This is a genomic window from Micromonospora craniellae (assembly GCF_014764405.1).
In the GTDB taxonomy this organism is placed as follows: domain Bacteria; phylum Actinomycetota; class Actinomycetes; order Mycobacteriales; family Micromonosporaceae; genus Micromonospora; species Micromonospora craniellae.
The window spans coordinates 3,102,380-3,129,123 of the sequence record NZ_CP061725.1; the positions used below are offsets into that span (position 1 = coordinate 3,102,380).

Consider the following 26,744-nt stretch of genomic DNA (forward strand, 5'->3'; position numbering starts at 1 on the left):
GCGCGAGGTGCGGCGTACGCCTGCGGTCAGGAGTGCCCGGCGCGGCGCGGTGCGGCCGAGTCGGCGTAGACGGCGAAGCCGCGCTCGGCGCAGCGCCGGTAGAAGGCCGCGACCACGCTCAGCTCGGCGCAGGTGAAGGTCCACTGCGGCGGCGCGCCGCTCTCGTCCAGCAGGGCGTCCAGCCGGCTGTCCAACCAGCGCAACTGCTGTTCGGCCAGGCGACCGTCGGCGAGCAGCGAACGCAGTACGGTACCGACCGACTCGAAGGTGACCGCCTCACCGTGCGGACGGTGTGCGATGACGAAGCGCTCGATGCCGCCCGCGATCCAGGCGCAGCCGTCCGGGTCGATGACCGGGTCCTCGTCCTCGGCCGCCGCATCTGTGGCGTAGAGCACACCGTCGAGTCCGAGGATCAGGTCGACCACCTCTGTGTACGCGGTGGCCCGGACCGTACCTGTCTTCGCGATCAGTTCGGCGAGCGCGGCGGTCGGCGCCGAGATCCCCGGGACGTCGACGATCTCGCCGAAGTCGACGAAGTCGGCCGGCGCGACCGGATCGTAGAACTGGCCGGTCCGCGGCCACTGGACCGCGACGTTGTCCAGCCCCATCTTCGTGTCACCTCTCAACAGGCATGGTGGGTCAATCGGGTCGATCGTCCGGTTCCGGCCCGGAAAGATCAAGGCCGGCCCGCCAACGTGAACGGACGGCATCGCCCATGGTGGGCTATACCGGGGGGTAGCGCCGCAGGGCCACCACCCGGGCCGCGTCGCCGTCACGCGACGGATCCGGCCATCATGCCCTTGCGTGTAGGGGGAGTCGCAGACAGCGCGGTTCGGCCCGCTCCGTAGATCTGAGCCGCCGTGAAGGGGTGCCGAGTGGTGGTTCTGTCGCCCGCGCACAGTAAGATTGGTGTGAGACGAAGGCCCGGTGCGGAGCGACGGGTCACGGGTCCGACACGGGCCCGCGATCATTGTCCGACTCGGGTCGAGCCGATCGCGATCCGCGGGCAACCGCGGCGACCGGCGCGTTCGACCCGTACCCCGGATTCTGCCCCCGGTGCCGGTCTGCGTGCCGACGTCGCGTCTGTCCGCCGAACCCGCGCCGGGCGTGCCTGACGGCGCGTACGGCGCGAGAAAGTGGCCGAGGGTGGCAGCGCAGGACAATCAGCAGTACGGCGCCGAGTCGATCACCGTCCTCGAAGGTCTGGAGGCGGTCCGCAAGCGGCCCGGCATGTACATCGGGTCCACCGGCGAGCGGGGCCTGCACCACCTCGTGTGGGAGGTCGTCGACAACGCGGTGGACGAGGCGCTGGCCGGTCACTGCGACACGATCGACGTGGTGCTGCTCGCAGACGGAGGCGTCCGGGTCACCGACAACGGGCGCGGCTTCCCGGTCGACCTGCACCCCAAACTCAAGAAGCCGGGCGTCGAGGTGGCGCTGACCGTGCTGCACGCCGGCGGCAAGTTCGACGGCAAGGCGTACGCGGTCTCCGGCGGTCTGCACGGCGTCGGCGTCTCGGTCGTCAACGCCCTCTCCACCAAGATGGCGGTGGAGATCCGCAAGGACGGCTTCGTCTGGCGTCAGCAGTACCACCACTCCAAGCCCACCACGCTGGAGAAGGGCGAGCCGACCGACACCACCGGCTCGGCGGTCTCCTTCTGGCCCGACCCCGATGTCTTCGAGACGGTCGACTTCGACTTCCAGACCATCTACCGACGCCTCCAGGAGATGGCCTTCCTCACCCGTGGCCTCAGAATCCACCTGCTCGACGAGCGGGTCGCCGAGGGCGAGGAGGGCAAGCTCCGCGAGGTGACCTTCCAGTACGAGGGCGGCATCGCCGACTTCGTCCGGCACCTCAACGCCTCCAAGAGCCCGATGCACAAGACGGTGATCGAGTTCGGCGCCGAGGAGGAGGGCATGTCGGTCGAGATCGCCATGCAGTGGAACGAGTCGTACGGCGAGTCGGTCTACACCTTTGCCAACAACATCAACACCCACGAGGGCGGCACCCACGAGGAGGGCTTCCGGGCTGCGCTGACCAGCGTGGTCAATCGGTACGGCACCGACAAGAAGCTACTCAAGGGCGACGAGAAGCTTTCCGGTGAGGATATCCGTGAGGGCTTGGCCTCGATCATCTCGGTCAAGCTGACCAATCCGCAGTTCGAGGGTCAGACCAAGACCAAGCTCGGCAACACGCCGGTGAAGAGCTTCGTGCAGCGGGTCTGCAACGAGTGGCTGGTCGACTGGCTGGACCGCAACCCGGCCGAGGCGAAGATCATCATCACCAAGGCGTCCCAGGCTGCCCGCGCCCGGATCGCCGCCCAGCAGGCGCGCAAGCTGGCTCGACGCAAGTCGCTGCTGGAGTCCGGCTCGATGCCGGGCAAGCTGGCCGACTGCCAGTCGACCGACCCGCGCGAGTCCGAGGTGTTCATCGTCGAGGGCGACTCGGCGGGCGGCTCGGCCAAGCAGGGCCGCGACCCGCGTACCCAGGCGATCCTGCCCATCCGCGGCAAGATCCTCAACGTGGAGAAGGCCCGGATCGACCGGGTGCTCAAGAACAACGAGGTGCAGGCGCTGATCACCGCGCTGGGCACCGGCATTCACGACGACTTCGACATCGAGAAGCTGCGCTACCACAAGATCGTGCTGATGGCCGACGCCGACGTCGACGGTCAGCACATCCAGACGCTGCTGCTCACCCTGCTGTTCCGCTTCATGCGGCCGCTGGTCGAGCTCGGTCACGTCTACCTCGCCGCCCCGCCGCTCTACAAGATCAAGTGGAACAAGAAGGGCGACGACGCCCAGTACGCGTACTCCGACCGGGAGCGCGACGGGCTGATCGCGCTGCGTCAGCAGAAGAAGCCGAACGCCAAGCCGGACGACATCCAGCGGTTCAAGGGCCTCGGCGAGATGAACTACCCGGAGCTGTGGGAGACCACGATGAACCCGGCGACCCGGACGCTGCGTCAGGTCACCCTGGACGACGCCGCCACCGCCGATGAGCTGTTCAGCGTGCTGATGGGCGAGGACGTCGAGGCGCGCCGCTCGTTCATCCAGCGCAACGCCAAGGACGTCCGCTTCCTGGACATCTGACGGGCGCGCCTGCCGGGCCGGGCTCCGGTCCGGCAGGCCGGTCCACAGAGTTATCCACAGCTTGGACGCTATCCACAGCAGTTATCCACAGGCACAAAAACGACTCTCAGTCTGATAAGGGTTAACAGTGACCGATTCCCCCGAGTCCACACCGAACGAGCCCGAGGTCCCCGAGGTGCCGGCTGCGGTGGTCGCCCACGACCGCATCGAGCCGGTCGGGCTCGAGGTGGAGATGCAGCGCTCCTACCTCGACTACGCGATGAGCGTCATCGTCGGGCGGGCGCTGCCGGACGTCCGGGACGGGCTCAAGCCGGTCCACCGCAAGATCCTTTACGCCATGTTCGACTCGGGCTACCGACCGGACCGTGGTTACGTCAAGTGTTCGCGCGTCGTCGGCGACGTGATGGGCCAGTTCCACCCGCACGGGGACTCGGCCATCTACGACGCCCTGGTTCGGATGGCCCAGCCCTGGTCGCTGCGCTACCCGCTGGTGGACGGCAACGGCAACTTCGGTTCGCCCGGAAATGACCCTGCTGCGGCTATGCGTTACTGTATCGCCGCAGATGTCCGTATTCGTACCGCTGGCGGCAGCGTGCGGATCGGCGACGTGGTGCCGGCCGCGGCGTCGAGCAGCGAGACCGACATCGACCTCAAGGTCCGCGACCGCAACGGCGACCTGGTCCGCGCCTCGGCGTTCTTCCACTCCGGCGAGCACCCGACGCTGCGGTTGCGCACCCGCGAGGGGTACGAGCTGACCGGCACCCACAACCACCCGGTGCTCTGCCTGGTGGACGTGGCCGGCGTGCCGACGCTGCTCTGGAAGCTGCTCGCCGAGATCTCCCCCGGTGACCGGGTGGTGCTCCAGCGCAGCGTGCCGGACGAGATCGGTTACCCGATGCTGGAGCACGTCGAGGCCGCCGTCCTCGCGGGTGCGCTTGTGAGCGAGGGCTGGATCTCGGATGAGTGGGTGGAATTCGCCAACACCGACCGCGAGTTCTTCACACGCACGGTGGCAGCCTTCGATCTTGCCGTCGGCGGCAAGCGTTGGTTCGGCGAGGAGGTCATGCCCTCCGGTAAGACTCTGTACCGGGTTCGCGCCAGCGTTCGGCAGTTCGCGACGACGGCCCTCGGTGAGATGGTCGGTGCGCGCAGCGCTGACAAGTTCGTGCCGGAGTTCGTCTGGCAGGGGCCGGCCGCGATCAAGCGGGCCTTCCTCCAGGCCCTCTTCGAGGGGGACGGCTTCTCCTCGCTGCTGCCGCGCAACACCATCCAGATCTCGTACTCCACGCGCAGCGAGCGGCTCGCCCGCGAGGTGCAGCAGTTGCTGCTGGAGTTCGGTGTCGTCAGCCGCCAGTGCCGGTACGACGACGGCGAGATCAAGGTCGTGGTGACCAACCGTCGGGACGCGCGGATCTTCGCCGCCCAGGTCGGCTTACTCGGCCGCAAGCAGGCCAAGCTGGAGTCGGAGTTGGCCTCGGTCCCGGCGAGCAGCACGGCGCTCTCCAGCGACCACGTGCCGCTGGTCGGTGACTTCATCCGCGAGCACGGCGCCAGCCGCGGGACCGAGCGGGACTGGCTGCGCCGGCACAACGTGGACCGGATCGAGCGCTGGGAGCGCGATCGCGACGAGATCGCCGCCCGGATCACCGAGTCCGAGGTGCTCGACGTGGTCGAGCCGTTGGTGGACGGTCGCTTCTACTATGCCGAGGTGGCCGGGGTCACCGACGCGGGTGTGCAGCCGGTCTACAGCATCCGGGTGGACACCGACGACCACTCGTTCGTCTCCGACGGGTTCGTCAGCCACAACACCGAGTGCAAGCTCGACCCGCTCGCCATGGAGATGCTGCGGGACATCGACGAGGACACCGTCGACCTGCAGGACAACTACGACGGCCGGGCCAAGGAGCCCACCATCCTGCCGTCGCGGATCCCGAACCTGCTGATCAACGGCTCCGAGGGCATCGCGGTCGGCATGGCGACCAAGATCCCGCCGCACAACCTGCGGGAGATCGGCGCGGCGGTGCAGTGGTGCCTGGAGAACCCGGAGGCGGACGAGGCCACCACGCTTGAGGCGCTGTTGGAGATCGTCAAGGGTCCGGACTTCCCCACCCACGGTCTGATCGTCGGCCAGTCCGCCATCCAGGACGCGTATCGCACCGGTCGGGGTTCGATCCGGATGCGCGCGGTGGTGGAGGTCGAGGAGGACAAACGTGGCCGGCCGGCGCTGGTGGTCAGCGAGCTGCCGTATCAGGTGAACCCGGACAACCTGGCCGAGCGGATTGCCGAGCTGATCAAGGAGGGCAAACTCGGCGGGATCGCTGACATCCGCGACGAGTCCTCCGGGCGTACCGGCATGCGGATCGTGCTGGTGCTCAAGCGCGACGCGGTCGCGAAGGTCGTGCTGAACAACCTCTACAAGCACACCCAGCTCCAGGAGACCTTCGGCGCGAACATGCTGGCGCTGGTCGACGGGGTGCCGCGCACGCTGAACCTGGCGCAGTTCATCCGCTACTACGTCGAGCACCAGATCGAGGTGATCCGGCGGCGGACGGCCTTCCGGCTGCGCAAGGCCGAGGAGCGGGCGCACATCCTGCGCGGTCTGGCCAAGGCGCTGGACGCCCTGGACGAGGTGATCGCCCTGATCCGGCGTTCGCCCACGGTCGAGGACGCCCGGCAGGGCCTGATCCGGCTGCTGGAGATCGACGAGATCCAGGCGACCGCGATTCTGGACATGCAGCTTCGCCGGCTCGCCGCGCTGGAGCGGCAGCGGATCCTCGACGACCTGGCCAAGCTGGAAGTCGAGATCGCCGACCTCAAGGACATCCTGGCCAAGCCGGAGCGACAGCGGCGGATCGTTTCGGAGGAGTTGGGCGAGATCGTCGCGAAGTGGGGCGACGACCGGCGTACCCAGATCATCCCGTTCGACGGCGAGGTCTCGATGGAGGACCTCATCGCCCGCGAGGACGTGGTGGTGACCATCACCCGCACCGGGTACGCCAAGCGGACGAAGGTGGATCTCTACCGCTCGCAGCGGCGCGGCGGCAAGGGTGTCAGCGGTGCCACGCTGCGGCAGGACGACATCGTCAGCCACTTCTTCGTTTGCTCGACGCACGACTGGATGCTGTTCTTCACCAACAAGGGGCGGGTGTACCGGGCCAAGGCGTACGAGCTTCCGGAGGCCAGTAGGGTGGCCAAGGGCCAGCACGTGGCCAATCTGCTCGCGTTCCAACCGGACGAGCAGATCGCACAGATCATCGAGATCCCGAATTACCAGGTGGCGCCCTACCTGGTCCTGGCGACGAAGAACGGCCTGGTGAAGAAGACGCGGCTTGAGGAGTTCGACTCCAACCGGTCCGGCGGAATCATCGCGATCAACCTGCGCGATGAGGACGAGCTGGTCGGCGCTGCGCTGGTCGACCCCGGCGAGGACCTGCTGTTGGTCTCCAAGAACGCCCAGGCGATCCGCTTCAACGCGACCGACGAGGCCCTGCGGCCGATGGGCCGGGCCACGTCGGGTGTGATCGGCATGCGCTTCAGCGACGAGGACGAGTTGCTGGCCATGGAGGTCGTTCGCGAGGGGCTGGACGTGCTCGTCGCCACGAACGGGGGATACGCGAAACGTACCCCGATCGAGGAATACCCGGTCCAGGGCCGGGGAGGTAAGGGCGTACTGACTGCGAAGATCACCGAACGGCGCGGTGGTCTGGTCGGTGCTGTGGTGATCGACCCGGACGACGAGCTGTTCGCCATCACCAGCAACGGTGGCGTTATCCGGACTCCGGTGAAGCCTGTACGCCGTACACGCGACCGGAACACAATGGGGGTCAAGCTGATGGACCTCCCGGATGGCGTGACTATCGTGGCGATTGCTCGCAATGCCGACGAGCCTGACGAACAGGACTAGTTGAATGACGGAGACACAGGCGAAGTCGGGGAACGCGGGGACCTCGGCCAACCCGGTCGACGAGGACGCCGCGAAGACCGGCACGCCAGCGACCGGCCGCGCGGCCGTGGGCCGGGCGACTGTCCCCGCCGACGCGCCTGCCCCGAAGTTCACTCGGGCACCCGGTATGGCTCCGCCGCCCGACAAGCCCACAGACGAGAAGGACGCCGAGGCGTCCGGCGACAAGCCCGGTGCTGAGGCCACCGCCTCCCCGGGCACACCGACAACTGCCGCCAGCGTCGCCGGCAAGCCGTCGACCTCACCGCCGACCGGACCTCGTCCAGGTCAGTCCTTGCCGGGCGCCACCGGCGTGCTGCCGGCGGTGAGCACCGGAACGACAGGTACCCAGCCACGGATCAGCGGGCTCGGAGCGAAGCCGGACACCACCCGTCCGCTCGGCACGGGTCGTCCGACGAACGGGGGCGGCCTGCCTCCGGGAGTCGGCACGCCGGCCGTCGGTGCCGCGCGGGTGGGCGAGGCGGTACGCGCCGCGCGTACGTCGGTCAGCTCGGCCGCGTCGCGCGGACCGCGCCGGGCCCGACTGAACCTCAAGCGGATCGACCCGTGGTCCGTGATGAAGTTCGCGTTCGCCGTGTCGGTGGTGCTGTTCATCGTCATCGTGGTGTCGACGTCGGTGCTCTACCTCGCGCTGGACGCGATGGGCGTCTTCACCAGCGTGAACGACAGCCTGGCCGACCTGGTCAACGCGGGTGGTGGGCAGAGCACCAATGGCTTCCAGATCACCGCACGCGGCGTGATCTTCAGTTCGGCGCTGATCGGCCTGGTCAACGTCGTCCTGTTCACCGCGCTGGCCACGCTCGGAGCGTTCGTCTACAACGTCTGCGCCGACCTGGTCGGCGGTATCGAGTTGACGCTCGCCGAGCGTGACTGACGCCCCAGGGACACCGCCTCCGGGCCGGCCGCTCTCCGCGGCCGGCCCGGTTGCCGTTTCCGGCTCCGACGCGGGTCGTCCCGGTATCTCAGTGGGCTCGTCACCAGCTCTCGGGTAGGTTCGAGGACGACGCTGTCGGGGCAGCCCGAGGGCCTACCCCGATTTGGGGCGGCGTGAGCGGATGGGTTAACCTTGCTCGTCGCTACGCGGGGCTATAGCTCAGTCGGTTAGAGCGCAGAGCTGATAACTCTGAGGTCGCTGGTTCGATTCCAGCTAGCCCCACCGCAATGGTCCGACGGCACGTCGAGCGTAAGGGGCAGGCCCCATGTTCAAGAAGCTGTTGATCCTGGCCGGCGTCGTCGGTGTGGCCGCCGTGGTGGCCATGAAGATCAAGGAAGCGAACGACGAGCGCGCGCTCTGGCACGAGGCCACCACCTCGCCGGACCTGCGCTGACCGTCACCGTTCCGACCGGCGGGCGACCTCGCCCGCGTACGGGGCCCTAGCTCAACTGGCAGAGCACTGCCTTTGCAAGGCAGGGGTTAGGGGTTCAAGTCCCCTGGGCTCCACCCTTAAGTAGCAGGTCAAGGGCTTGTTCGCTGATCGTGGCGAGCGGGCCCTTGATCATTTGACCCCCGTTCGACCTCGGACGGGGATCCATGACCCGGCAGAAGTGGCCATGTGACGGCTGTCGCTCCTTCTGCCCCAGGTGGATCGTGGGGTGGACGGGATGGCACGGGGTTGTCAGGGTTCGAGCAAGCAGAGCGGGATCACCGCGATTCCGTCAGCGCGGCGGTATGCCTCAGGCCCGGTGGTGATGACCGCCGCATCGAGTAGGTCGTCGCCGAGTTGTCCACGCAGCCAGGTGAGGTGACGGACGTCGTCGTCGCTCACCGACGGGGACAGCTTGACTTCGAGTGCCACGATTCGTTGATCGGCGCGTTGGATGATGAGATCCACCTCGTGGCGACTGTCCCAGGTACGTAGGTGATGAACCGTGGCTTCGGCTGCCTGCGCGTAGACCCGCACGCTGAGTGTCACCAGCGACTCGAACAAGGCGCCCAGCAGGGGACCGGGCCGGCGGACGGGTGTGTCCGGTGCTGAATCGTGGAGCAGTGCGGGTACGTCCACACCGAGGAGTCGGGCGGCGAGGGCCGGGTCGGCGAGGTGGTGTTTCGGTGCGGCGCCGAGTCTGCTGAAGGCGCTGCGGCTGGGCAGCCAGCCGGGCACGGGATCGAGCAGCCACAGTTGCGACAGCACGTCGCGGTACACGGTCGTTGTCGTCTTGGCGGGCTTGTTGGTCTCGCCCGGGGTGGCTGCGTCCAGGATGGCGTTGTAGGAACTGGTGGTTGCCGTCGCGGCGGCGTACGCGGCCAGCCACCCGCGCAGGGTGTCGGGTCGGCGTACCAGGTGGCCTTGCTCGGGGAAGTCTCGTTCGACGATTCGGTTCAGGTAGCCGTCGAGCTGTGCCCTGCGAGCGCGGGGCGGCAGTTGGCGGATGGCGGGGAATCCGGAGCGCGCGATCTCTTCGGCGTAGTCGACCAGGCTCAGCGCGCTGCCTCCGCTCACGGCCAGCCGCCGTCCGGTAAGCAACTCCCGAAGACTGACCGTCGGCTCGGCCAGGGCCCGCTCGGCGAGGCTCATCGGTCGCATCCGGAGCTGGACGATGCGCCCGGCTCCGGAATGTGTCGGCGCGGACGTGGGGGTGGCGCTGCCGGTCAACAGGAACCGGGCCGGTACGGGATTACGGTCGACGCTGCGCCGCACGAAGTCCCAGACCGCCGGTTCGCGCTGCCACTCGTCGACGAGGACCGGCGCCGGGGCTCGGTCGAGGCGCTGCGGATCGGCGGTGAGCAGCTCCCGCTGTGTCGCGTCGTCCATGGCGAAGACGGTGGCGGCGCGACGCTGGGCCGTCGCGGTTTTCCCGACGCCCTTCGGCCCCTCGAGACTGATGGCAGGCAAACCGCCGAGCAGCTCATCCAGCTCTTGATCGACGGACCGCAGCTGATACGGCAGCATACTGCAACGCTACCGCAGAAGCATCCCGAAGGCTACCGTTCACACATCTGCCATGCTCCCGTACCGGCACGACTCCGGGACTCCCAACGGTGGGCCGGCCCCACCCGGCCCGACACCGACCAGCCAGCTTCGATCCCGCTGGATGGTCATGCCACCCGCAGGAACGCCTGATGGTCCCTGTCCGGGCTGGCGTGGCGACGGTAGACGCGGTCCATGCTCGGATGTCGGTTTCCAGTGCCTGGACGCTTTTGTGCGCGCCACGGCGGATCTTCTGGCCGGTTCTGGCCGGGGCCGTTGACGCTGATCGGTAAGGTGGTGGAACCAGCGGCTGCCGTACTAGGAGAGCGTGCGGCGGCGAGCTTCCAGTCCGTCGAGCACAGCGTCGAGGAGAGCACGTAATAGGCGTCCTGCGCCCGCTCGGACTCTTCGTTGTGGTAGGTGAAGGGCTCAACGAAGGAGACCATCTCTCTGGCGCTCCGAGTGGGCGCGGCGCTCCGGAGTACCTCGATGATGGCGGCGTGGTCTCGCGCCCCGTCGTCGCTGTGCGCCCGACGTTCGTCGGCCATCATGATGGTGGTCATCACACTGTTGAACACGAGTGCGAAGACGAGCGGTGCGTCGTCACCGAAGCCGATCCGGCGGAGCATTCCCAGTGAGTCGTCGAGGGCCTCGGGGTTGTCCCCAGTCACCGTCACCTCGCCGGTCCGCGTCGACGGCGATGACGTCGAAGTCGTCAGGTTCCTCGATCATCTTCAGGACCGCTTCGACGACTCGTCTACACAGGGCATCCCGCCCGCCGACGCGCCGATACACCACGGTCGGCGACGTACCGACAGCCGCCACCAGGTCGCGGATCGACCAGCCGTAGAGCCCTCGCTCACGTGTCAAGGTCATGGCGGCGTCCATGATCTGCTCTGACGTGATGCCCGTGCGGGGCCCGAACGACCTTCTGGCATCTGGCGAGACCGGTCCGGGGCTCGGTCTGGCTCGCCGGCCTGCTCAACGCCTTGGGTGCGGTGACTGGCCTGCTCCCCGTGATCTTCGCAGTCGAACTCGCTCGCGCTGTGCTCCCACTGACGCAGGGAATCGAGATCGACGCTGCGCGTGTGTGGTTGCTCGTCGGTGGGCTTGTCGTCGGGGTCGTCGTCGGCTCGATGCTCTCCGGGTGGGGGTACGGTGTCAGCCACGACGCCGACGCGAAACTGTCGGAGGATCTGCGGCAACGACAGGTCGGTCACCTGTTGACGCTGCCCCTGAACTGGTTCACGCGGACCTCTTCGGGGCGCGTGAAGAAGGTCGTGCAGGACGATGTCGCCAAGACCCACCAGTTGATTGCTCACGCCGTGCCGGATATCACCAGCGCAGTCGTGGTGCCCGTGGCGAGCTTGGGCTACCTGTTCTGGTTGGACTGGAGGATGGCCTCGTCGCGTGCATACCCGTGGTTGCCTGCCTGGTCACTGCGCCGTTCATGATGCGCGACGCCGATGCGCAGTTCCAGAGGTACGAGGCGAGCCTGCACGAGATCAACACGGCGATCGTCGAGTTCGTCCGTGGCATCGGCCCGATCAAGGTGTTCGCCACGGATGACAAGGGATACCAGAGGTTCCATAATCGGTCGCGCGAGTTCGCCAGGTTCTACCTCGACTGGGTTCAATCGACCGTACGTGCCCCGGCTCTGCTGCTCGTCTTGACCTCGCGTGGGTTCGCGCTCGCCGTGTCGGGGCTCGGAGCAACTCTGCTGATCGTGTACGGCGGCCTGGATCCGATCGCCCTGATCCCTGCGCTACTGCTGTCGGCCAACATCGCCGGTCCAGTTGAGTAGTGCCAAACACCTACAACGCACGACGAGCCAAGCCCACTCACGCATGAGCACGTCGATCTTCGCCTCGCTGCTCGTGATCTTCGGCCTCGCGACGTGGCTGGTCGTGGCTGAGCAGATCGCTGCTCCCACCTACATCGGCGTGTTGACGCTGACGGCGAGGACTGCGGGACCTGGCCGGGGACAAGACCATGATTGTGATCGCCCACCGCCTACAGACCGTGCTCAACGCCGATCAGATCGTCGTCCTCGACGGTCGGGGCGGCATCGAGGCCACCGGGAGCCACGCCGACCTGTTGAGCTTCAGCCCGACCTACCAACGGTTCTGGAGCGAGAAGAACGCGAGCCTCGGGTGGAGGGTCGATGTCGGCAACTGACACCAGCGGGCGTCCAGACTGGTCGAAGAACCTCGTCTCCTTCGCTGGATCTGCCACGACTACGTGGATGTGTCGTGACGCGGAAGTTTTGCCGTCACCGTCAGCTTTCCGAGACCACGGTCATTCCCGCCACCTTGGTCGGCTCAGCCGCCTGGTCGAGACCACGAACCACGATGCCGTAAAGGCCGGTCGGGGTGCCTTCCTCGAAACGCACCTCGGCACCGGGTAGAGCGACCGTGGAACCGACTGCGGGACAACCAACGAGGTCGGCGAGGAGACGCGCCTCGGCGTCAGGATCGTGGGTCCGGATCAGGAGGGCGATCAGGTCGGGACGCCCCTCGAAGGTGATGCCCTCGGCTGCCCGGTGCGCAGCACGCATCCGGGCGATCTCTGCACGCAGGGGATCGTAGGTGATGAAGAAAGGAAAGTACGTTGGCGCGTCGCGGACGAAGACCTCGACGAACCCTGCGTCGTGCTCCTCGAACCGCACCTCGATCTCGTCCACCTCCCGGCCGGCTTCGCGCAGTCGGGCTGCAATCGCCCGCGCGTCGGGCACGTCAACGGCGAAAGTCAACAACCCGGGCCCATCGAGCGCGTCGATGCCGGACCTGAGGAGCTTCAAGCTCCCCGCGTACTTTGAGGTCGCTACGGCATCCCAGTCATCCACCGTGGCCAGTTCGACGTACCGTTCATCGTCCACGCCCCAAGCAGCGTTCCGGAAGCCGGGCATGGTGAGTGCTACCTGGGTCGGCAGACCGATGGCGTCGTACGACGCCATGGTGGCGTCGAGGTCACCGACCCAGTGGATGAGATGGTCGAAGGCGGCGGCGTGTTCTGACCTCAGCATCGGTCCACCCTATGCGCCAGTGGCGACAGGGGAAGCGCTCCATCCCGTCAAGGCCCTCGCCCGGCAGGTCACCGCACCCGGGACCTGGATCAAGGTCGGTGGTTGTGCCACCGATGAGGGAGGCGCTGACCGGCTCGCGTGACCCAGCTCCTGACGGTTAGCGTCGACGGTATGAGCACTGGATCTCCGCGTGTCCTGCCCGCCGGCGGTGACCTGACCGAGGCCGCCTCGGTGCTGCGTACCGGCGGGCTGGTGGCCTTTCCCACCGAGACCGTCTACGGCCTGGGGGCGAACGCGTTGGACGCGCGGGCGGCGGCGCGGATCTTCGAGGCGAAGGCGCGACCGAGCTTCGATCCGTTGATTACTCATCTTGCCGACGCCGCTGACCTGGAGGCGCTGGTCGGGGCGGTCCCGGCGGACGTGGCGGCGCTGGCGGGCCGGTTCTGGCCGGGCCCGTTGACGCTGATCGTGGACCGGCCGGAGGTGATCCCGTCGATCGTCACCTCCGGGTTGGCGACGATGGCGGTACGCGTGCCGGACAACGAGTATGCGCGGCGGCTGATCGCCACGGCGGGGGTGCCGGTGGCGGCGCCGAGTGCCAACCGGTTCGGTCAGCTCAGTCCGACCCGGGCGGAGCACGTGGTACGCGGGCTGGGTGGCGCGGTGGACGTGGTGCTCGACGGTGGGCCGACCCGGTGCGGGATCGAGTCGACGATCGTGGACGCCCGGGGCGACCGTCCGGTGGTGTTGCGTCTGGGCGCGTTGCCGGTCGAGGAGTTGGAGAAGGTCACCGGCCCGGTGACGGTGCGTCAGGGGAGTTCGGGGCAGCCGGTCGCGCCGGGCACGTTGGCCGCGCATTACGCGCCGCGTACGCCGCTGCGACTGCGCGACGCAGGAGCGCTGCCGGCGCAGGACGGTGTTCGGTGTGGTTACCTGGCGTTCCGGGACCGGCCGGCGGACGGTTGGGCCGCCGTGGAGGTGCTGTCGGCCACCGGTGACCTGACCGAGGCGGCGTCCCGACTCTTCGACGCGCTGCACCGGCTGGACGCCGCCGGGGTCACCGAGATCATCGCCGAGCCGGTGCCGGAAAGCGGGGTGGGGCGGGCGGTCAACGACCGGCTCCGCCGCGCCGCCGCCACCTGGCACGTTACGAACTGACGGTCACGACTCCTGCGGCCCGGGGTCGATCTGCGGTAGGCGGGCGACCAGCTTGGTGAGGGCACCGTTGGCGAAGGTTGCGCCGAGTGCGGAGCCGGTCGCGATGGTCCAGCCGACCGGCCCGAGCGGGGTGCATCCGAAGAACTGGCTCAGCCCGGGAGTCTGCACCACGGCGGCCAGGACACCGACCGAGGCGGCGGTGGAGGCGAGGACGGACGGGCTGGTGCCACCGGCCAGCACGGTCTGGCCGAGCTGGGTACCGACCAGGGAGACCAGGGCTACGGTGCCGGCGCGTCGACGGCTGCCGATACGGCGGGCCAGCGTCCAGCCGGCGGTGGCGCCGAGGGTGGTGGCGGCGGCGCGTAGCCCGATCTCGCGGGTCATGGTCTCGCCGAGGGAGGTGTCGGGGCCTTCGCGGAGCAGGCCGTCGGTGTGGTCGCCGTCGCCAGGTGGGCGGACGGCGATGGCCAGTGCGGGAGCCATGTCGGTGAGCAGGTTGACCAGCAGCAGTTGGCGTCCGTTGAGGGCGGCCTGACCGGTGGCGGCGGCGGTCAGCACGCTGAACGCGATCTCGCCGAGGTTGCCGCCGACCAGGATGCTCAGCGCGTGGCGTACCGAGGACCACATCGCCCGGCCTTCGACCAGGGTGGCGATGATGGTCTCCAGCCGGTCGTCGGTGACCACCAGGTCGGCGGCGGCGCGGGCCGCCGGGGTGCCCCGTTGGCCGAGGGCGATGCCCACGTCGGCCAGCCGAATGGCGGGCGCGTCGTTGGCGCCGTCGCCGGTCATCGCGACGGTCCGGCCGCACTTCTGCAACGCCTGGATGATCCGGACCTTGTGGGCGGGGGTGCAGCGGGCCACCACGTCGGTGGCGGCGAGCCGGTCGGCGAGGGCGTCGTCGTCGAGCGTGTCGAGTTCGGTGGCGGTGACCACGCGCTGGGCGTCACCCGCGCTGATGGTGGCGGCGATGGCCTCGGCGGTCGCCGGATGGTCACCGGTGATCATGATGGTGTGCACGCCGGCCTGCCGGATCCGGCGGACGGCGGGGGCGGCGCTGTCGCGTACGCCGTCGGCGATGGCCAGGAAGCCGGTGAAGACCAGGCCGCGTACGTCGTCGTCGGTGAGGTCGGGGTTGCTCACGCCGCATTCGGCGACGGCCAGGATGCGGTGTCCGGCCCCGGCACGCTCACCGAGCAGCCGGTGCAGTTCGGCCCGGCCCGCGTCGTCCAGTGGTTCGTCGCGGCCGTTCGTGCGGCGGGTGGCGCAGCGGGGCAGCACGCTCTCCGGCGCGCCCTTCACGTTGAGCAGTGTCCGCCCCTCGGTCTCGCCCACGGTGGCGTGGTAGCCCCGGGACGGCTCGAACGGCAGGCCGCCGATCGCCCGCCAGCCCGGGGCCGCGTACTGCTCGGGGATGTCGGCGGAGGTGGCACCGCGCAGCACCGCGCGGTCGGTCTGCATGGACAGGTCCTCGGGATCGTCGGCGGCGGGGGTGGCGCGTAGCGCGGTGGCGAGGATCCGCCGGAGCCGGTCGTCGAGTCGGTCGGCCGGGGCGTACCCGTCGGCGTCGCCCACCCCCGCCAGCAGCAGGTGTCCCTCGGTGAGGGTGCCGGTCTTGTCGAAGCAGAGAACGTCGACCCGGCCGAGCGCCTCGATGGTGCGCGGGTTGCGGACCAACGCGCCGTGTTCGGCGAGCCGCCGGGCGGCGGCGAGTTGGGCGGCGCTGACCAGGAACGGCAGACCCTCCGGTACGGAGGCGACGGCCAGGTTCGCGGCGGTGGCGGCGGTCTGCGCCAGGGGTACGCCGCGTAGCAGCCCGGCACCGACGACGGCCAGGGCCGACCCGGCGGCCAGCGGGACCGCGGCCCGGGTCAGTCGTCCGAGCCGGGCCTCGACGCCGCTGGCGGGCGGGGCCTGCCGGGCGAGGGCGAGGCTGCGTCCGGCCTCGGTGTCGGTGCCGGTGGCGACCACCACGGCGACGCCGCGTCCGGCGGCGATGGTGGTGCCCTCGTAGAGCATCGACCGGCGGTCGGCGACGGCGGCGGCCACCACGGGTTGGTCGGTCTTGGCGACCGGCAGCGACTCGCCGGTCAGGGAGGACTCGTCGGTCTCCAGACCGACGCTGTCCAGCACCCGGCAGTCGGCGGGTACGGCGTCGCCGGATTCGAGCACGATCACGTCTCCGGGCACGAGGTCCTCGGCCGGGATCACCCGTTCCGTGCCGTCCCGGCAGACCCGGGCGGTGACCGCCGAGCGGGACAGCAACGCGGCCAGCGACTTCTCGGTGTTGCGCTGGTGTACCGCGCCGACCAGCGCGGACGCGCCGACCACGCCACCGACCAGGGCGGCGTCGACGAGTGAGCCGAAGCTTGCGGAGAGGACCGCTCCGGCGGCGAGCACCGGTGTGAGCGGGTTGGCCAGTTCGTCGACGAAGGCCCGTAGCAGCCCGCCGGGGCCGGAGGTCTCGCCCGGTCCGGCGGCGCGTCGGCGTTCGGCCTCGGTCTCGGTCAGTCCGCCGCGACCGGTGCCGAGCTGGTCGAGGACGGTCGGGACCGGCATCAGGTGCCAGGCGGTGATGGCCGGGGCCGCCGATTCGGTGCGGGCGGAGAGTCGGCCGGCGCGCCACATGCCGTGCGCGAAGGCCAGTGCCGCCGCGCCGTTGACCGAGGCGAGGGAACGGCCGGGCAGTAGCGCGGGGTCGGCGGTGAAGGCCGCGAGTGCGCCGAGACCGCTGCCGGCCAGCCCGATGCGCATGTTCTGGGCGGTCATCCGGCGGGCCACCCCGGCCGCCTCGATGATCAGTGCGACCGATCGCAGGTCGGTGCCGACCAGCAGGTGTGCGCCCCAGGGTGGGGTGGCCTCCGGGTCGGCGACGCCCAGTCCGCAGTCCGCCGCAGCGAGCGCCGCGCGGTCGCCGGAGACGACCATCACCACCGCTCCCTCGCGTTGCAGGGTGCGGACCGATTCGGCCAGCCGGTCGTCGCCGGGCAGCAGCGCGTCGGCGGAGGCGTACCGCTCGGTGCCGTCGCCGGCCACGACGAGCCGCAGGCCGGCCTGTCGGGCGACGGCGGGCAGGGTGTCGACGCCGGGCGCGGGTTCCGGTTCCACCCGCAGTACGGACGCCAGGGTGTCGCCCTGCACCAGGCCGAGCAGCGTGCCGCCGCGTTCGCGCAGCCGGCGGCTGTCGTCGGTGTCGCCGGGATCGTGGACGTCGAGGTGGTCGAGGGGGCCGAGTCGCCACCCGTCGAGTCGGCGTACGTCGGTCGGGGCGGCCGGTTCGAACAGGGCGAACGCCCGTGCCGTCACCTGGGAGGTGTCGGCGCCGGGCAGCGGGGCCAGGTCGGCCAGGATCCCCCGGTCGGAGCCGAGCACCCGGGCGTCGAGGACCAGCGTGTCGATCCGGTCGAGTTCGCGCAGCACGCTCCGGTCCATTGCGATGACGCCCCGCCGGGCGAGGATGCGGCCGAGGTGGGCGGCGTACCCCTCACGGCCGCTGCCGGGTGCCTTGGGCAGCGTGGAGAGCCCCAGCGCGGCGGCGCGTTTCGGACCGACGACGGGTGTGGCGGCGGCGAAGGCCGCCGCGCCGGTGCCGAGCATCCGGGTGACGTACCGCTCCGGGGCGCCGTCCGGTTTCGGGCAGGGACGTTCGCCGACCGGCGAACGGGCCACGGCCCGGTCCGGCTCACCGGTGAGCCGAGGTTCGGCCTTCTCCCAGGCGTGCAGCTGGGCGAGCCCCTCGCCCCACTGGACGATGCGCTGGGCACCGTCCAGCACGATGCCCGTCCAGCCGCCGGTGAGGCCCTGCACCACCGCTTCGGCGAGCGGGAAGATGACCTCGGCGCGGGGGTCGCGGCGTAGGCCGAAACCGGCGAGGGCGTGCAGCTTCGGGTGCAGGTCGATGGCGCTGAGCAGGCCGGAGACCTCGGCGGGCACCGGGGTCACGGGCAGGATCCGGGTGGCCGCGGAGATGGTCAGGCCGAGCGCGTCGGAGGCGAGCGCACCGAGGGTACGGGCGGTACGCGGCCCCTCCTCGGGTGGGTGCGGGGGCGGGATCTCCGGGTCGGGCTCGTGTGGGCAGGTGCGTTCGACCCGGGAGATGGTGGCGATCAGCTCGCGTACCTTCGGCCCGGGTGTGTCGACGGCGACGACCACCCGTCCGGAGGGAGCGTTGACCCGGGCCCAGAGCACGCCGGGCATCCGTTCCAGGGCCGCCTCGACCTGCCGGGCCAGCGTGTCGCCGCCGTCCTGGCAGACGCCGTGCACCTCGATGTGGTGGCGTCCCGGCCGGGACCACACCCGACGGCTGGACAGACCCACGGCCCGGGCGAACCGGGTGGCGGCGGCACCGACGCTACGCGAGGCGTCGCCCACCAGCGGCGGTACGGACACGGTTCGCCGCATCTAGCCTCCTACCGGTCGGGCCCGGCGGCCTGGCTTCCCGGCGGGGCGTCCCTTATGCCCGTCGGCGCGGGGAAGTTTCTCGGCTCGACGGGCATAGACGGCCTCGACGGTGGAATCCGGGGTGCGCGTCGTCGTCCACGGGGAGGCCGAGATGAGTGCGTTGACACGAGAACTCAGCGGGACGGAGGAGACGCTGCGGGCGTTCACCCACCGGGTGGAGATCCCGTGGCTCGGCATGGTGGCCGTACCACCGCCGGACAAGCTCGCCTACTATGCGGGAATCGGGGTGCTCACCGCGCTCCAGGTGATCGAGTGGCCGCTGGCGCTGGTGATCACCGCCGGGCACCTGCTTGCCGATCAGCACCTGTCAGGGCTGGCGAAGGGCGTCGGGGAGGCACTGGAGTCGGCCTGAGGTAAGCGGCGTCACCCTTGACCTGAACATGGGTTGAGGTCGCAGGCTCAGGTCATGCTGATCGTCCCGTTCCGGCGTTGCGTCGGTGTTCCGTCCTGCCATGGGGACGTCCGGTGACCGCCACCGCCTCGGCTCCGGATCGGGCGACGGTGGAGACGATCTTTGCCGCTCGGCTGCGGGCGATGACGGTGGGCAGCGTGGCGCTGGTCTCGTTGCTGGCCTTCGAGGCGCTCGCGGTGGGCACCGCCATGCCGACTGTGGCCCGTGCCCTGGACGGTCTGGCCCTGTACGGGATCGCCTTCGGTGGCCCGTTCGCGGCGGGTGTGGTGGCCATGGTGATCTCCGGCATCTGGTGCGACGCCCGGGGACCGCGCTGGCCGATGTGGTCCGGTCTCGGTGGCTTCGTCGTCGGGCTGCTGCTCGCCGGGAGCGCGATCACGATGGGCACGCTGGTGGTGGGCCGGATCGTGCAGGGATTCGGCGCCGGGCTGCTGTCGGTCGCGTTGTACGTGATCGTCGCGAAGGCGTACCCGGAACACCTGCACCGGCGGATCTTCGCCGCGTTCGCCGCCGCGTGGGTGGTGCCGTCACTGGTGGGGCCGCTGCTGGCGGGCCTGGTGGTGGAGCACGTCGGCTGGCGGTGGGTCTTCCTGGCGGTGCCGGTGGTGGCGGTGCCGGCGGTCCTGCTGGTCCATCCGGGCCTGCGGTCGATCGGCGCGGGCCGGGCTACCGTAGCGGGCCGTTCGCCGGACGGGCCGGAGCCCGGCGTCGACGGTCCGGTGCGTCCGAGGCGTGACCCGTCCGGTCCGCTGACGCGGATCGGCTGGGCGTGCGGGGCGGGGGTGAGCGCCGCACTGCTGCACATCGGGGGTCAGCAGCGCGGCGCCACCGCCGTGGCGTTGGTCGCGTCGGCCCTGGTCGGTCTGCTGGTCTGCGCCCCGCGCCTGCTGCCCGGCGGTTTCCTCCGGGCCGGGCGGGGCCTGCCCACCGTGGTCGGGCTGCGCGGGCTGGCCTCCGGCGCGTTCGTCGGCGCGGAGGTGGTGATCCCGCTGATGCTCTCCCGGGAACGCGGATTCTCGCCCACCGCAGCCGGCCTGGTGCTGACCACCGGTGCGGTCGCCTGGTCGTTCGGCTCGTGGCTACAGGGCCGGGTCCGCGCGCCACGCAGCCGTGCCACCCTGCCGAGAACCGGCCTGGCCTGCATCACCGTCGGTGTCGCGGTGGTGGGCCTGACGGTGCTGCCGGCCGTACCGGTCGGGGTGGGCGTGGCCGGCTGGGCGGTGGCCGGGACCGGCATGGGTCTGCTCTATCCGTCGCTGTCGGTGCTGACCCTGGAGTTGTCGGCCCCCGGCGAGCAGGGGCGCAACAGTTCGTCGTTGCAGTTGTGCGACTCGCTCGCCGCCGCCGCCGTGCTGGCGCTGACCGGTGCGGTGCTGGCGGCGGGCGCGGCACCGGGCCCGGGCAGCTACGGGGTGACCCTCGCGGCGGCGGCCGGGCTGGCGTTGGTCGGCGCGCTGCTCGCCGGTCGGGTGGTGCCCGGCGTACGGGTCGGGGCCGCCTGAGCCCGACTGACAAGCGCATCCGCCGAATCCGGAGTGCGGGCCGGAGGCAGCCGGGAGGATGGTCACGCGATGAACTTCCTGACTCTCCTGCCGCTGGCCGTGGTCATGATCGCCGGGACCCAGTTGGTGGCGGCGGTCTTCTTCGCCTCCTCCGACCGGCCCCGGGCCGCCTCGCTGGGCTACCTGGCCGGCGCGGCCATCGTGGTGTGCGGTGGCACGACATTGGCCTGGCTGGTCACCCACCTGTTCCGGATCAGCGTCGACGACCATGGCGGCCGGTTCGAACGGATCGTCGACTGGCTCGTCCTGGTGCTGCTGGCCGTCCTGGCGGTGGTGGTGTTCCTGCGGCGCCACTCCGGGCCACCCACCTGGATGGGTCGGCTCCAACACGCCACCCCCCGGTATGCGCTCCGAGTCGGCGTGCTGCTCTTCCTGGCCATGCCGGCGGACGACCTGACCATGCTCACGGTCGGTGCCAGCGCCGCCCGGCACGGTCTGCCGTGGTGGCACCTGCTGCCGTTCATGCTGCTCACCCTGACCCTGCTGGCTCTGCCCCTGCTGGCGTTGCTGCTCCTGGGCCGTCGGGCGGCGGCGGTGCTGCCCCGGATCCGGGACTGGGCCGACAGCCACGCCTGGCTGGTCAGCGAGGCGGTGATCGTGTTCTTCGTCGTACTCACCGTGCTGGACCTGGCCCGGTGAGGTGGCCCATAACTGTCACGCCACCCGGTCCTCGACCCGTCGTCGGAGTAGTCGATGAAGGAGGTTGACATGCGGGTACTGGTCACCGGAGCGGGCGGCCGACTCGGCGGGGCGGTGCTGCCCCGGCTGGTCGCCGAGGGGTTCCAGGTGCGGGCCACCAGCCGGCGGGCGCGTACCGGATCGGGTGTCGAGTGGGTGGTGGCGGACCTGGCGACCGGCGCGGGCGTCGCGGCGGCGGTGGCCGGGGTGAATGCGATCCTGCACCTGGCGTCCTCGCCGACCCGGCGTACCCACGAGATCGACGTGCTCGGCACCCGCCGGCTGGTCACTGCGGCGGCCGGGGCGGGCGCGGCCCACCTGGTCTACATCTCGATCGTGGGCGTGGACCGCGTGCCGTACGTGTACTACCGGCACAAGCTCGCCGCCGAGCAGGTGGTGGCCGCCGGTGGGGTGCCGTGGACGGTGCTGCGGGACACCCAGTTCCCGCAGTTCCTCGACGAGCTGCTGCAGACGTCGAGCAAGCTCGGCCCGGTGATCGCCGACCGGGCGGTGGTGGCCCAGCCGGTCGATCCCGGTGAGGTGGCGGACAAGCTGATCGAGCTGCTGCGCGCCGGTCCGCGCGACGACATCGTGGAGTACGGCGGCCCCGAGGTGCTGCGGTTCGACGACGCGGTACGCACCTGGCGGCAGGCGCGGAAGTCCCGCCGACCGATGCTGCCGGTGCGGTTCCCCGGCCGCCTCGGTCGCGAACTGCGCGACGGTGGACTGGTCACCGAGGCCCACCCGACGGGCCGACGGACCTGGGCGGACTACCTGGCCGACACGTACGGGGGAACGACGACAAGATGACGCTCGCTCTCGTTCACGTTCGCCCTACCGTCGGCTCATGCTCACGTTCGTCGTCACCTGCCTCCTGTACGTCTGCGGCTTCGTCTTCCTCTACGGGGTGATCCGGCTCGCGGTCCGACACGCGTTGGAGGACATCGAGGCGCGCCGCGTGCAGGCGGAGCGGGCGGAGGAGATGGCCGTCGCCCGGGACCGGGCGATGCTCCAGGAGCACGGCTTCCTCACCAACGGCTGACCGGCTATGGGACTGGCGTGTCCCGTTGCCGGTCGCTCCACGGCTGACCGGGGCCCTCGGTGACCAACGCACCCGCCCCGGATGGGACGATCGCACCCGTGATGGGAACCTTGCACACCGAGCCCGCCCGTGGTCGCCCCGACCTGGTGGCCGCACCGGTCGCCGACGCGCTGGCACAGTGGCCCGCCGACGCGCCAGTGGACGTCGACGCGGTCGTGGTCGCGGCGATCGACGCCGAACTCGCCGACACCGCCGCCTTCTGCGACGCGTACCAGGTGGGGCTGGACGAGTCGGCGAACTGCGTGGTGGTCGCGGGCAAGCGGGAGGGCGTCGTCCGGTATGCGGCCTGCGTGGTGCTGGCCACCACCCGGGCCGACGTGAACGGGGTGGCCCGGCGGGCGCTGGACGTACGCAAGGCGAGCTTCGCTCCGATGGCCGACGCGGTCGAGTCGACCGGCATGGAGTACGGCGGCATCACCCCGATCGGGTTGCCGCCGGAGTGGCCGATCCTGGTCGACGCCCGGGTGGTGGCCGCACCTTACGTGATCATCGGGTCGGGTGTGCGGCACAGCAAAATCGCCCTGCCGGGCCCGGCGTTGGCCGCGTTGCCCGGCGCGCGGGTGGTGGAGGGCCTGGCCAAGTCGGTCTGACTGTCGAACGGCGTCGATGTGGTTGCACGTGAAACATCGCCGCCGTCGATGGGTCAGGAGTCGGCGGCCTCACGCTCCGCGACCTCGGTGAGCGCGGCGAGGAGGGTGGCCGGTTCCTGGGCGCCGGAGACCGCGTACTTCCCGGCGAACACGAAGGTCGGCACGCTGGCGATGCCGAGCTGCCGTGCCTCGGTCAGCTCCGCGTCGAGCGTGGCGATGCCCTCGTCGGAGTCGAGAAAGCGGCGGGCTTCCGCGCCGTCCAGCCCGACACCGGCGGCGATCTCGGCGAGCGCCTTTCGGTCACCGATGTCGACGCCGTCGGTGAAGTGCGCCTTGTGCAGGGCGTTCACCGTCTCGGTGCCGCGACATCGCTCGGTCGCCCAGTCGATCAGCCGGTGCGCCTCGAACGTGTTGGCCGCGATCGCTCGCGAGAAGTTCAGTTCCAGCCCGACGCTCGCCCCGATCTCGGTGACCTGGGCGGCCATCTGCTGGGCCCGCTCCGGACCGCCGAACTTGGCGGCCAGCGCGTCGAGCAGCGGCACCGGCGCGGCCACCGGGGACGGGTCGAGCTGGAAGGGGCGATGCCGGACGGTAACCTCACCGTCGTACGAGCCGAGGGCCTCCTCCAGGCGGCGCAGGCCGATCCAGCACCAGGGGCAGACCACGTCCGCGTAGATGTCGATCTCCATGACCGGGGACAACCCGCCGGTACGCCGATCTGTTCCCGCACCTGGCGGGTGAGCGAGTCGACCTACCGGCGTGCTCAGCCGGCCTGTTCGCGGACCTGGCGCTTGAGGCGGGCGAGGATGGCGTTGCCGCCGCGTACCCGCAGCGGGCTGATCGCCTGCGCCAGACCCATCCGTTGGTACAGGTCGTCCGGGACCGCGAGCACCTGCTCCGGGCTCGCACCGGCCAGCCCTTCGGCGAGGATGCCGGCGAACGCGCGGGTGGTGGGCGCCTCCGGCGGGCAGTCGAACAGGGTGCGTACGGTGCCCTTGGGCGTCACCTCGGCACGCAGGAAGAACGACGTCTGGCACTCCGGCACCTGCTCCATGCCCTCGTGTCCGGTCTGGTCGGCGGGCAGCGGCGGCACGGCGTCGGAGTACTCCAGCAGCATCTCCAGCACCACGTCACGGGGCGCGGAGGCGAACTCGTCGACGATCTCCGCCAGCTTGCTCGGCATCTCGGGCATTCCGCCAGGCTACCGGCGGCGTGCTCGGCGCTGCGGTCGCGGCCGGAGTACGGCCGCGACCGCGGTGGCGGTGTGGTGCGGTGAGCGCGGTCGCGCATGGTTCCGTGCGCGTGTCGCGCTCGGTGCGCGGGCGTGAGCGCGGGGGCGGGGGTGCGTGGATGCGCGGTGCGGCTCACGGTGCGCGCGGTGCGCGGGCGCGGGCGCGGGCGTGGTCGCGCGGTGCGTGGTCGCGGGCGCGGACGTGCGGTGCGCGGATGTGCGGTGCGGCTCGCGGTGCGTGGTGGGGTGTTAATAGGGGACCCCTTCTCTACCGTAGGCGTTAAGAAGGGGCCCTTCCTTACACCGGCCCCTACACCTGGGGGGCCTGTTCGCTGATCTCGCTGAGGGCGGACGTGGGGTCGAGCTGCATCGCCAGGTCGCCTAGGGAGACGATGCCGACCAGCTTGCGTTCGTGGTCGCAGACGAGGATGCGGCGGATGCCGCGTTCGCGCATCAGGGCGGCGGCCTTCGCGGCGGTGCAGAACTGCTCGATCATCACGACTTCGCGGGTGAGGATCGAGCCGATGGTGGCGGTCGTGGCGTTGGCGTTCTCGGCCACCGCGCGGACCACGATGTCGCGGTCGGTGAGGATGCCGGCCAGTTCGGCGCCGTCGGTCACCACCACGTCGCCGATGTCGGCGTCCCGCATCACGCGGGCGGCCTCGTCCAGTGTGGTCTCCGCCGGCAGGTAGATCACCTGCTTGGTCATCACGTCGACGACCCGATACTCGGTCATGAGAGCCTCCAGAACACCATCTGCCGATCGGGATGCCGTACCCCGTTACGTGACCGCTACACCACGTTCCTGCCTACCTCCTCGACGAGACGGTCCGCCAGGTTTTTCACCAGGATCTCGGCACGTTCCCCGGTGGAACGGTCGCGCAGCTCGACGTACCCGTCGGCCAGGCGGCGGCCGACCACGATGGTGCGCGGGATGCCGATCAGTTCGGCGTCGGTGAACTTCACCCCGGCGGAGACTCCGGCCCGGTCGTCCACCAGCACCCGCAGGCCGGCTGCGGAGAGTCGGGCGCCGAGGTCGAGCGCCGCCTCGACCTGCGGACCCTTGCCGGCCGCCACCAGGTGTACGTCGCAGGGCGCGATCGCCGCCGGCCAGACCAGTCCCCGGTCGTCGTGGTGCTGCTCGGCGATCGCGGCCACCGCCCGGGACACCCCGATGCCGTAGCAGCCCATGGTGGGGCGCACCGGTTTGCCCTGCGGCCCGAGGACGTCCACGGCGAAAGCGTCGGTGTAGCGGCGGCCGAGCTGGAAGATGTGTCCGATCTCGATGCCCCGGCGCATGGTCAGGCTCCCGCCGACGCAGGCGGGGCAGGGGTCGCCGGGGCGGACGTCGGCGGCCTCGACGGTGCCGTTCGGGGTGAAGTCGCGGCCACAGACCACGTTCGTGGCGTGCCGTCCCGGCTCGTTCGCCCCGGTCAGCCAGGCGGTGCCGGGCACCACCCGGGGGTCGACCAGATAGCGGATGCCGAGTTTGTCGAAGACCTGCGGCCCGATGTAGCCCCGGACCAGGTCGGGGCGCTCGCCCCAGGCGTCGAAGACGTCCACGGTGGCCGGTGCCAGCACCGCGGCCAGCCGCTTGAGGTCCACCTCGCGGTCACCGGGCACCCCGACGACGAGCAGTTCGGTCTCGTCGACGCCGGGTCGGCGTACGGTCAGCACGACGTTCTTGAGGGTGTCGGCGGCGGTCCAGTCGTCACGTCCGGCGAGGCGCCGCTCGTTGGCCAGCGCGACCAGGGTGGCGATGGTGGGCGTCTCCGGGGTGTCGTGCACCCCGACGGGCGGCCGGGCCAACGGGTCACCGGCCGCCGGGGCGGGCGTCGTCACCGCCTCGGTGTTGGCCGCGTAGTGACAGTCCGTGCAGCCCACGAAGGTGTCCTCGCCGACCGGCGCGATGGCCAGGAACTCCTCCGAGGCGGAACCGCCCATCGCCCCCGACGTCGCGTGCACCACCGTGTACGCCAGGCCCAGCCGGTCGAAGACCCGCCGGTACGCGTCCCGGTGCCGGTCGTACGCCGCGCGCAGCCCCGCCTCGTCCAGGTCGAAGGAGTACGCGTCCTTCATCAGGAACTCGCGTCCGCGCAGCAGTCCGGCGCGCGGCCGGGCCTCGTCGCGGAACTTGGTCTGGATCTGGAACAGCGTCACCGGGAAGTCGCGGTACGAGGTGAACAGGTCCTTCACCAGCAGCGCGGCCAGCTCCTCGTGGGTGGGGGCGAGCAGGTGCTCGGCGCCACGCCGGTCGGCCAGCGTGAAGATGTCGTCGCCGTACTCGGTCCACCGTCCGCTGGTGCGGTACGGCTCGGCGGGCAGCAGTGCCGGGAAGTGCACCTCCTGGTCACCGATCGCGGTCATCTCGGCTTGGACGATCTCGGTGACCCGGTCCAGCACCAGCTTGCCCAGCGGCAGCCAGGTGTACCCGCCCGGGGCGGCTCGGCGCAGGTAACCGGCGCGCAGCAGCAGCCGGTGACTCGGCACCTCCGCGTCGGCCGGATCCTCGCGCAGCGTCCGGATCAGCGTGGTCGACATGCGCAGCAGCATTGCCGCAGCGTA

At 70.3% G+C, this 26,744-nt stretch carries 23 protein-coding genes, 2 tRNA genes and 2 pseudogenes; 17 read left to right on the plus strand and 10 right to left on the minus strand.

Annotated elements, in window-relative coordinates:
* Window positions 1–26: 26 nt before the first annotated feature.
* The gene (locus ID554_RS13820; protein WP_117228213.1) at window positions 27–608 is read right to left on the minus strand and encodes a hypothetical protein; all 582 of its coding nucleotides are present in this window, start codon (window positions 606–608) and stop codon (window positions 27–29) included.
* Window positions 609–1,146: 538 nt separating this feature from the next.
* Between ID554_RS13820 and gyrB the strand changes: the two genes are divergently transcribed.
* The 7 genes and pseudogenes from gyrB (at window position 1,147) to ID554_RS13845 (ending at window position 8,495) form a co-directional block, all read left to right on the plus strand.
* The gene (gene gyrB / locus ID554_RS13825) at window positions 1,147–3,093 is read left to right on the plus strand and encodes a DNA topoisomerase (ATP-hydrolyzing) subunit B (RefSeq protein ID WP_117228212.1); all 1,947 of its coding nucleotides are present in this window, start codon (window positions 1,147–1,149) and stop codon (window positions 3,091–3,093) included.
* A gap of 127 nt (window positions 3,094–3,220) precedes the next feature.
* Entirely contained in the window at window positions 3,221–6,997 is a 3,777-nt protein-coding gene (gene gyrA, locus ID554_RS13830; RefSeq protein ID WP_117228211.1) for an intein-containing DNA gyrase subunit A, read from the plus strand.
* Between the two features lie 4 nt (window positions 6,998–7,001).
* A pseudogene (locus tag ID554_RS33075) lies at window positions 7,002–7,190 on the plus strand (DUF3566 domain-containing protein); the annotation flags it as partial.
* A 174-nt stretch (window positions 7,191–7,364) separates the two neighbouring features.
* Window positions 7,365–7,928 (plus strand): annotated as a pseudogene (locus tag ID554_RS33080) (DUF3566 domain-containing protein); the annotation flags it as partial.
* A 208-nt stretch (window positions 7,929–8,136) separates the two neighbouring features.
* Window positions 8,137–8,210, plus strand: a tRNA-Ile gene (locus tag ID554_RS13840).
* A 43-nt stretch (window positions 8,211–8,253) separates the two neighbouring features.
* On the plus strand, window positions 8,254–8,382 hold the full coding sequence (locus ID554_RS31655) for a DLW-39 family protein (protein ID WP_223884585.1): 129 nt from the start codon (window positions 8,254–8,256) through the stop codon (window positions 8,380–8,382).
* 40 nt (window positions 8,383–8,422) lie between these two features.
* A tRNA-Ala gene (locus ID554_RS13845) sits at window positions 8,423–8,495 on the plus strand.
* Window positions 8,496–8,670: 175 nt separating this feature from the next.
* On the opposite strand, the gene ID554_RS13850 is transcribed toward ID554_RS13845, so the two are convergent.
* The 3 genes from ID554_RS13850 to ID554_RS33085 all read right to left on the minus strand — a co-directional run bounded on the left by ID554_RS13850 (window position 8,671) and on the right by ID554_RS33085 (window position 10,851).
* The gene (locus ID554_RS13850) at window positions 8,671–9,945 is read right to left on the minus strand and encodes an ATP-binding protein (RefSeq protein ID WP_117231440.1); all 1,275 of its coding nucleotides are present in this window, start codon (window positions 9,943–9,945) and stop codon (window positions 8,671–8,673) included.
* Window positions 9,946–10,091: 146 nt separating this feature from the next.
* Window positions 10,092–10,634, minus strand: a complete 543-nt coding sequence (locus ID554_RS13855; protein WP_158573719.1) for a hypothetical protein — start codon at window positions 10,632–10,634, stop codon at window positions 10,092–10,094.
* Window positions 10,567–10,851: a TetR/AcrR family transcriptional regulator gene (locus tag ID554_RS33085; RefSeq protein ID WP_117227908.1), complete on the minus strand. Its 285-nt coding sequence runs from the start codon at window positions 10,849–10,851 to the stop codon at window positions 10,567–10,569. The genes ID554_RS13855 and ID554_RS33085 overlap by 68 nt, the downstream gene beginning before the upstream one ends.
* An 89-nt stretch (window positions 10,852–10,940) precedes the next feature.
* Here ID554_RS33085 and ID554_RS13865 point away from each other — a divergent pair, with 89 nt between their 5' ends.
* The 3 genes from ID554_RS13865 to ID554_RS13875 all read left to right on the plus strand — a co-directional run bounded on the left by ID554_RS13865 (window position 10,941) and on the right by ID554_RS13875 (window position 12,141).
* Window positions 10,941–11,417 carry an ABC transporter transmembrane domain-containing protein gene (locus ID554_RS13865; RefSeq protein ID WP_325051132.1) on the plus strand — a complete coding sequence of 159 codons (477 nt, stop codon included), beginning with the start codon at window positions 10,941–10,943 and terminating at the stop codon, window positions 11,415–11,417.
* The gene (locus tag ID554_RS13870; RefSeq protein WP_147333445.1) at window positions 11,414–11,767 is read left to right on the plus strand and encodes an ABC transporter ATP-binding protein; all 354 of its coding nucleotides are present in this window, start codon (window positions 11,414–11,416) and stop codon (window positions 11,765–11,767) included. The genes ID554_RS13865 and ID554_RS13870 overlap by 4 nt, the downstream gene beginning before the upstream one ends.
* 188 nt (window positions 11,768–11,955) lie before the next feature.
* Window positions 11,956–12,141, plus strand: a complete 186-nt coding sequence (locus ID554_RS13875; protein ID WP_117227911.1) for a hypothetical protein — start codon at window positions 11,956–11,958, stop codon at window positions 12,139–12,141.
* A 100-nt stretch (window positions 12,142–12,241) separates the two neighbouring features.
* Here ID554_RS13875 and ID554_RS13880 read toward each other — a convergent pair whose 3' ends face one another.
* Window positions 12,242–12,988, minus strand: a complete 747-nt coding sequence (locus ID554_RS13880; RefSeq protein WP_117227912.1) for a VOC family protein — start codon at window positions 12,986–12,988, stop codon at window positions 12,242–12,244.
* Window positions 12,989–13,159: 171 nt separating this feature from the next.
* On the opposite strand from ID554_RS13880, the gene ID554_RS13885 reads away from it, so the two are divergent.
* Complete coding sequence (locus ID554_RS13885; RefSeq protein ID WP_117227913.1) at window positions 13,160–14,146, plus strand: L-threonylcarbamoyladenylate synthase; 987 nt, start codon at window positions 13,160–13,162, stop codon at window positions 14,144–14,146.
* A gap of 3 nt (window positions 14,147–14,149) precedes the next feature.
* Here the strand turns inward: ID554_RS13885 and ID554_RS13890 are convergent, their stop codons facing one another.
* On the minus strand, window positions 14,150–18,544 hold the full coding sequence (locus tag ID554_RS13890; RefSeq protein ID WP_117227914.1) for a cation-translocating P-type ATPase: 4,395 nt from the start codon (window positions 18,542–18,544) through the stop codon (window positions 14,150–14,152).
* 151 nt (window positions 18,545–18,695) lie between these two features.
* Between ID554_RS13890 and ID554_RS13895 the strand changes: the two genes are divergently transcribed.
* The 6 genes from ID554_RS13895 (at window position 18,696) to ID554_RS13920 (ending at window position 22,948) form a co-directional block, all read left to right on the plus strand.
* The gene (locus ID554_RS13895) at window positions 18,696–18,956 is read left to right on the plus strand and encodes a hypothetical protein (protein ID WP_117228040.1); all 261 of its coding nucleotides are present in this window, start codon (window positions 18,696–18,698) and stop codon (window positions 18,954–18,956) included.
* 113 nt (window positions 18,957–19,069) lie between these two features.
* On the plus strand, window positions 19,070–20,518 hold the full coding sequence (locus tag ID554_RS13900; protein ID WP_117227915.1) for an MFS transporter: 1,449 nt from the start codon (window positions 19,070–19,072) through the stop codon (window positions 20,516–20,518).
* A gap of 69 nt (window positions 20,519–20,587) precedes the next feature.
* Complete coding sequence (locus ID554_RS13905; protein WP_117228041.1) at window positions 20,588–21,217, plus strand: GAP family protein; 630 nt, start codon at window positions 20,588–20,590, stop codon at window positions 21,215–21,217.
* A 69-nt stretch (window positions 21,218–21,286) separates the two neighbouring features.
* Complete coding sequence (locus tag ID554_RS13910) at window positions 21,287–22,066, plus strand: SDR family oxidoreductase (RefSeq protein WP_117227916.1); 780 nt, start codon at window positions 21,287–21,289, stop codon at window positions 22,064–22,066.
* Between the two features lie 37 nt (window positions 22,067–22,103).
* Complete coding sequence (locus ID554_RS13915) at window positions 22,104–22,298, plus strand: hypothetical protein (RefSeq protein WP_117227917.1); 195 nt, start codon at window positions 22,104–22,106, stop codon at window positions 22,296–22,298.
* 101 nt (window positions 22,299–22,399) lie between these two features.
* Complete coding sequence (locus ID554_RS13920) at window positions 22,400–22,948, plus strand: YbaK/EbsC family protein (protein ID WP_117227918.1); 549 nt, start codon at window positions 22,400–22,402, stop codon at window positions 22,946–22,948.
* A gap of 53 nt (window positions 22,949–23,001) precedes the next feature.
* On the opposite strand, the gene ID554_RS13925 is transcribed toward ID554_RS13920, so the two are convergent.
* The 4 genes from ID554_RS13925 to ID554_RS13940 form a co-directional block, all read right to left on the minus strand.
* On the minus strand, window positions 23,002–23,637 hold the full coding sequence (locus ID554_RS13925; protein WP_117227919.1) for a DsbA family oxidoreductase: 636 nt from the start codon (window positions 23,635–23,637) through the stop codon (window positions 23,002–23,004).
* Between the two features lie 74 nt (window positions 23,638–23,711).
* The gene (locus ID554_RS13930) at window positions 23,712–24,140 is read right to left on the minus strand and encodes a SufE family protein (protein WP_117227920.1); all 429 of its coding nucleotides are present in this window, start codon (window positions 24,138–24,140) and stop codon (window positions 23,712–23,714) included.
* A 349-nt stretch (window positions 24,141–24,489) separates the two neighbouring features.
* Complete coding sequence (locus ID554_RS13935) at window positions 24,490–24,915, minus strand: CBS domain-containing protein (RefSeq protein WP_117227921.1); 426 nt, start codon at window positions 24,913–24,915, stop codon at window positions 24,490–24,492.
* A 56-nt stretch (window positions 24,916–24,971) separates the two neighbouring features.
* A complete protein-coding gene (locus ID554_RS13940; protein WP_117227922.1) occupies window positions 24,972–26,732 on the minus strand; it encodes a proline--tRNA ligase in 1,761 nt (586 codons plus the stop codon).
* Window positions 26,733–26,744: the final 12 nt, after the last annotated feature.

What these genes read in the sequence shown, in the direction of transcription:
- ID554_RS31655 (WP_223884585.1), top strand. Translation starts at nt 8,254, where the DNA reads ATGTTCAAGAAGCTGTTGATCCTGGCCGGCGTCGTCGGTGTGGCCGCC.
- ID554_RS33085 (WP_117227908.1), bottom strand. Translation starts at nt 10,851, where the DNA reads ATGGACGCCGCCATGACCTTGACACGTGAGCGAGGGCTCTACGGCTGG.
- ID554_RS13925 (WP_117227919.1), bottom strand. Translation starts at nt 23,637, where the DNA reads ATGGAGATCGACATCTACGCGGACGTGGTCTGCCCCTGGTGCTGGATC.
- ID554_RS13905 (WP_117228041.1), top strand. Translation starts at nt 20,588, where the DNA reads ATGAACTTCCTGACTCTCCTGCCGCTGGCCGTGGTCATGATCGCCGGG.
- ID554_RS13935 (WP_117227921.1), bottom strand. Translation starts at nt 24,915, where the DNA reads ATGACCGAGTATCGGGTCGTCGACGTGATGACCAAGCAGGTGATCTAC.
- ID554_RS13850 (WP_117231440.1), bottom strand. Translation starts at nt 9,945, where the DNA reads ATGCTGCCGTATCAGCTGCGGTCCGTCGATCAAGAGCTGGATGAGCTG.
- ID554_RS13870 (WP_147333445.1), top strand. Translation starts at nt 11,414, where the DNA reads ATGATGCGCGACGCCGATGCGCAGTTCCAGAGGTACGAGGCGAGCCTG.
- ID554_RS13940 (WP_117227922.1), bottom strand. Translation starts at nt 26,732, where the DNA reads ATGCTGCTGCGCATGTCGACCACGCTGATCCGGACGCTGCGCGAGGAT.
- ID554_RS13920 (WP_117227918.1), top strand. Translation starts at nt 22,400, where the DNA reads ATGGGAACCTTGCACACCGAGCCCGCCCGTGGTCGCCCCGACCTGGTG.
- ID554_RS13890 (WP_117227914.1), bottom strand. Translation starts at nt 18,544, where the DNA reads ATGCGGCGAACCGTGTCCGTACCGCCGCTGGTGGGCGACGCCTCGCGT.
- ID554_RS13895 (WP_117228040.1), top strand. Translation starts at nt 18,696, where the DNA reads ATGAGTGCGTTGACACGAGAACTCAGCGGGACGGAGGAGACGCTGCGG.
- ID554_RS13910 (WP_117227916.1), top strand. Translation starts at nt 21,287, where the DNA reads ATGCGGGTACTGGTCACCGGAGCGGGCGGCCGACTCGGCGGGGCGGTG.
- ID554_RS13915 (WP_117227917.1), top strand. Translation starts at nt 22,104, where the DNA reads ATGCTCACGTTCGTCGTCACCTGCCTCCTGTACGTCTGCGGCTTCGTC.
- ID554_RS13885 (WP_117227913.1), top strand. Translation starts at nt 13,160, where the DNA reads ATGAGCACTGGATCTCCGCGTGTCCTGCCCGCCGGCGGTGACCTGACC.
- ID554_RS13820 (WP_117228213.1), bottom strand. Translation starts at nt 608, where the DNA reads ATGGGGCTGGACAACGTCGCGGTCCAGTGGCCGCGGACCGGCCAGTTC.
- ID554_RS13875 (WP_117227911.1), top strand. Translation starts at nt 11,956, where the DNA reads ATGATTGTGATCGCCCACCGCCTACAGACCGTGCTCAACGCCGATCAG.
- ID554_RS13930 (WP_117227920.1), bottom strand. Translation starts at nt 24,140, where the DNA reads ATGCCCGAGATGCCGAGCAAGCTGGCGGAGATCGTCGACGAGTTCGCC.
- ID554_RS13880 (WP_117227912.1), bottom strand. Translation starts at nt 12,988, where the DNA reads ATGCTGAGGTCAGAACACGCCGCCGCCTTCGACCATCTCATCCACTGG.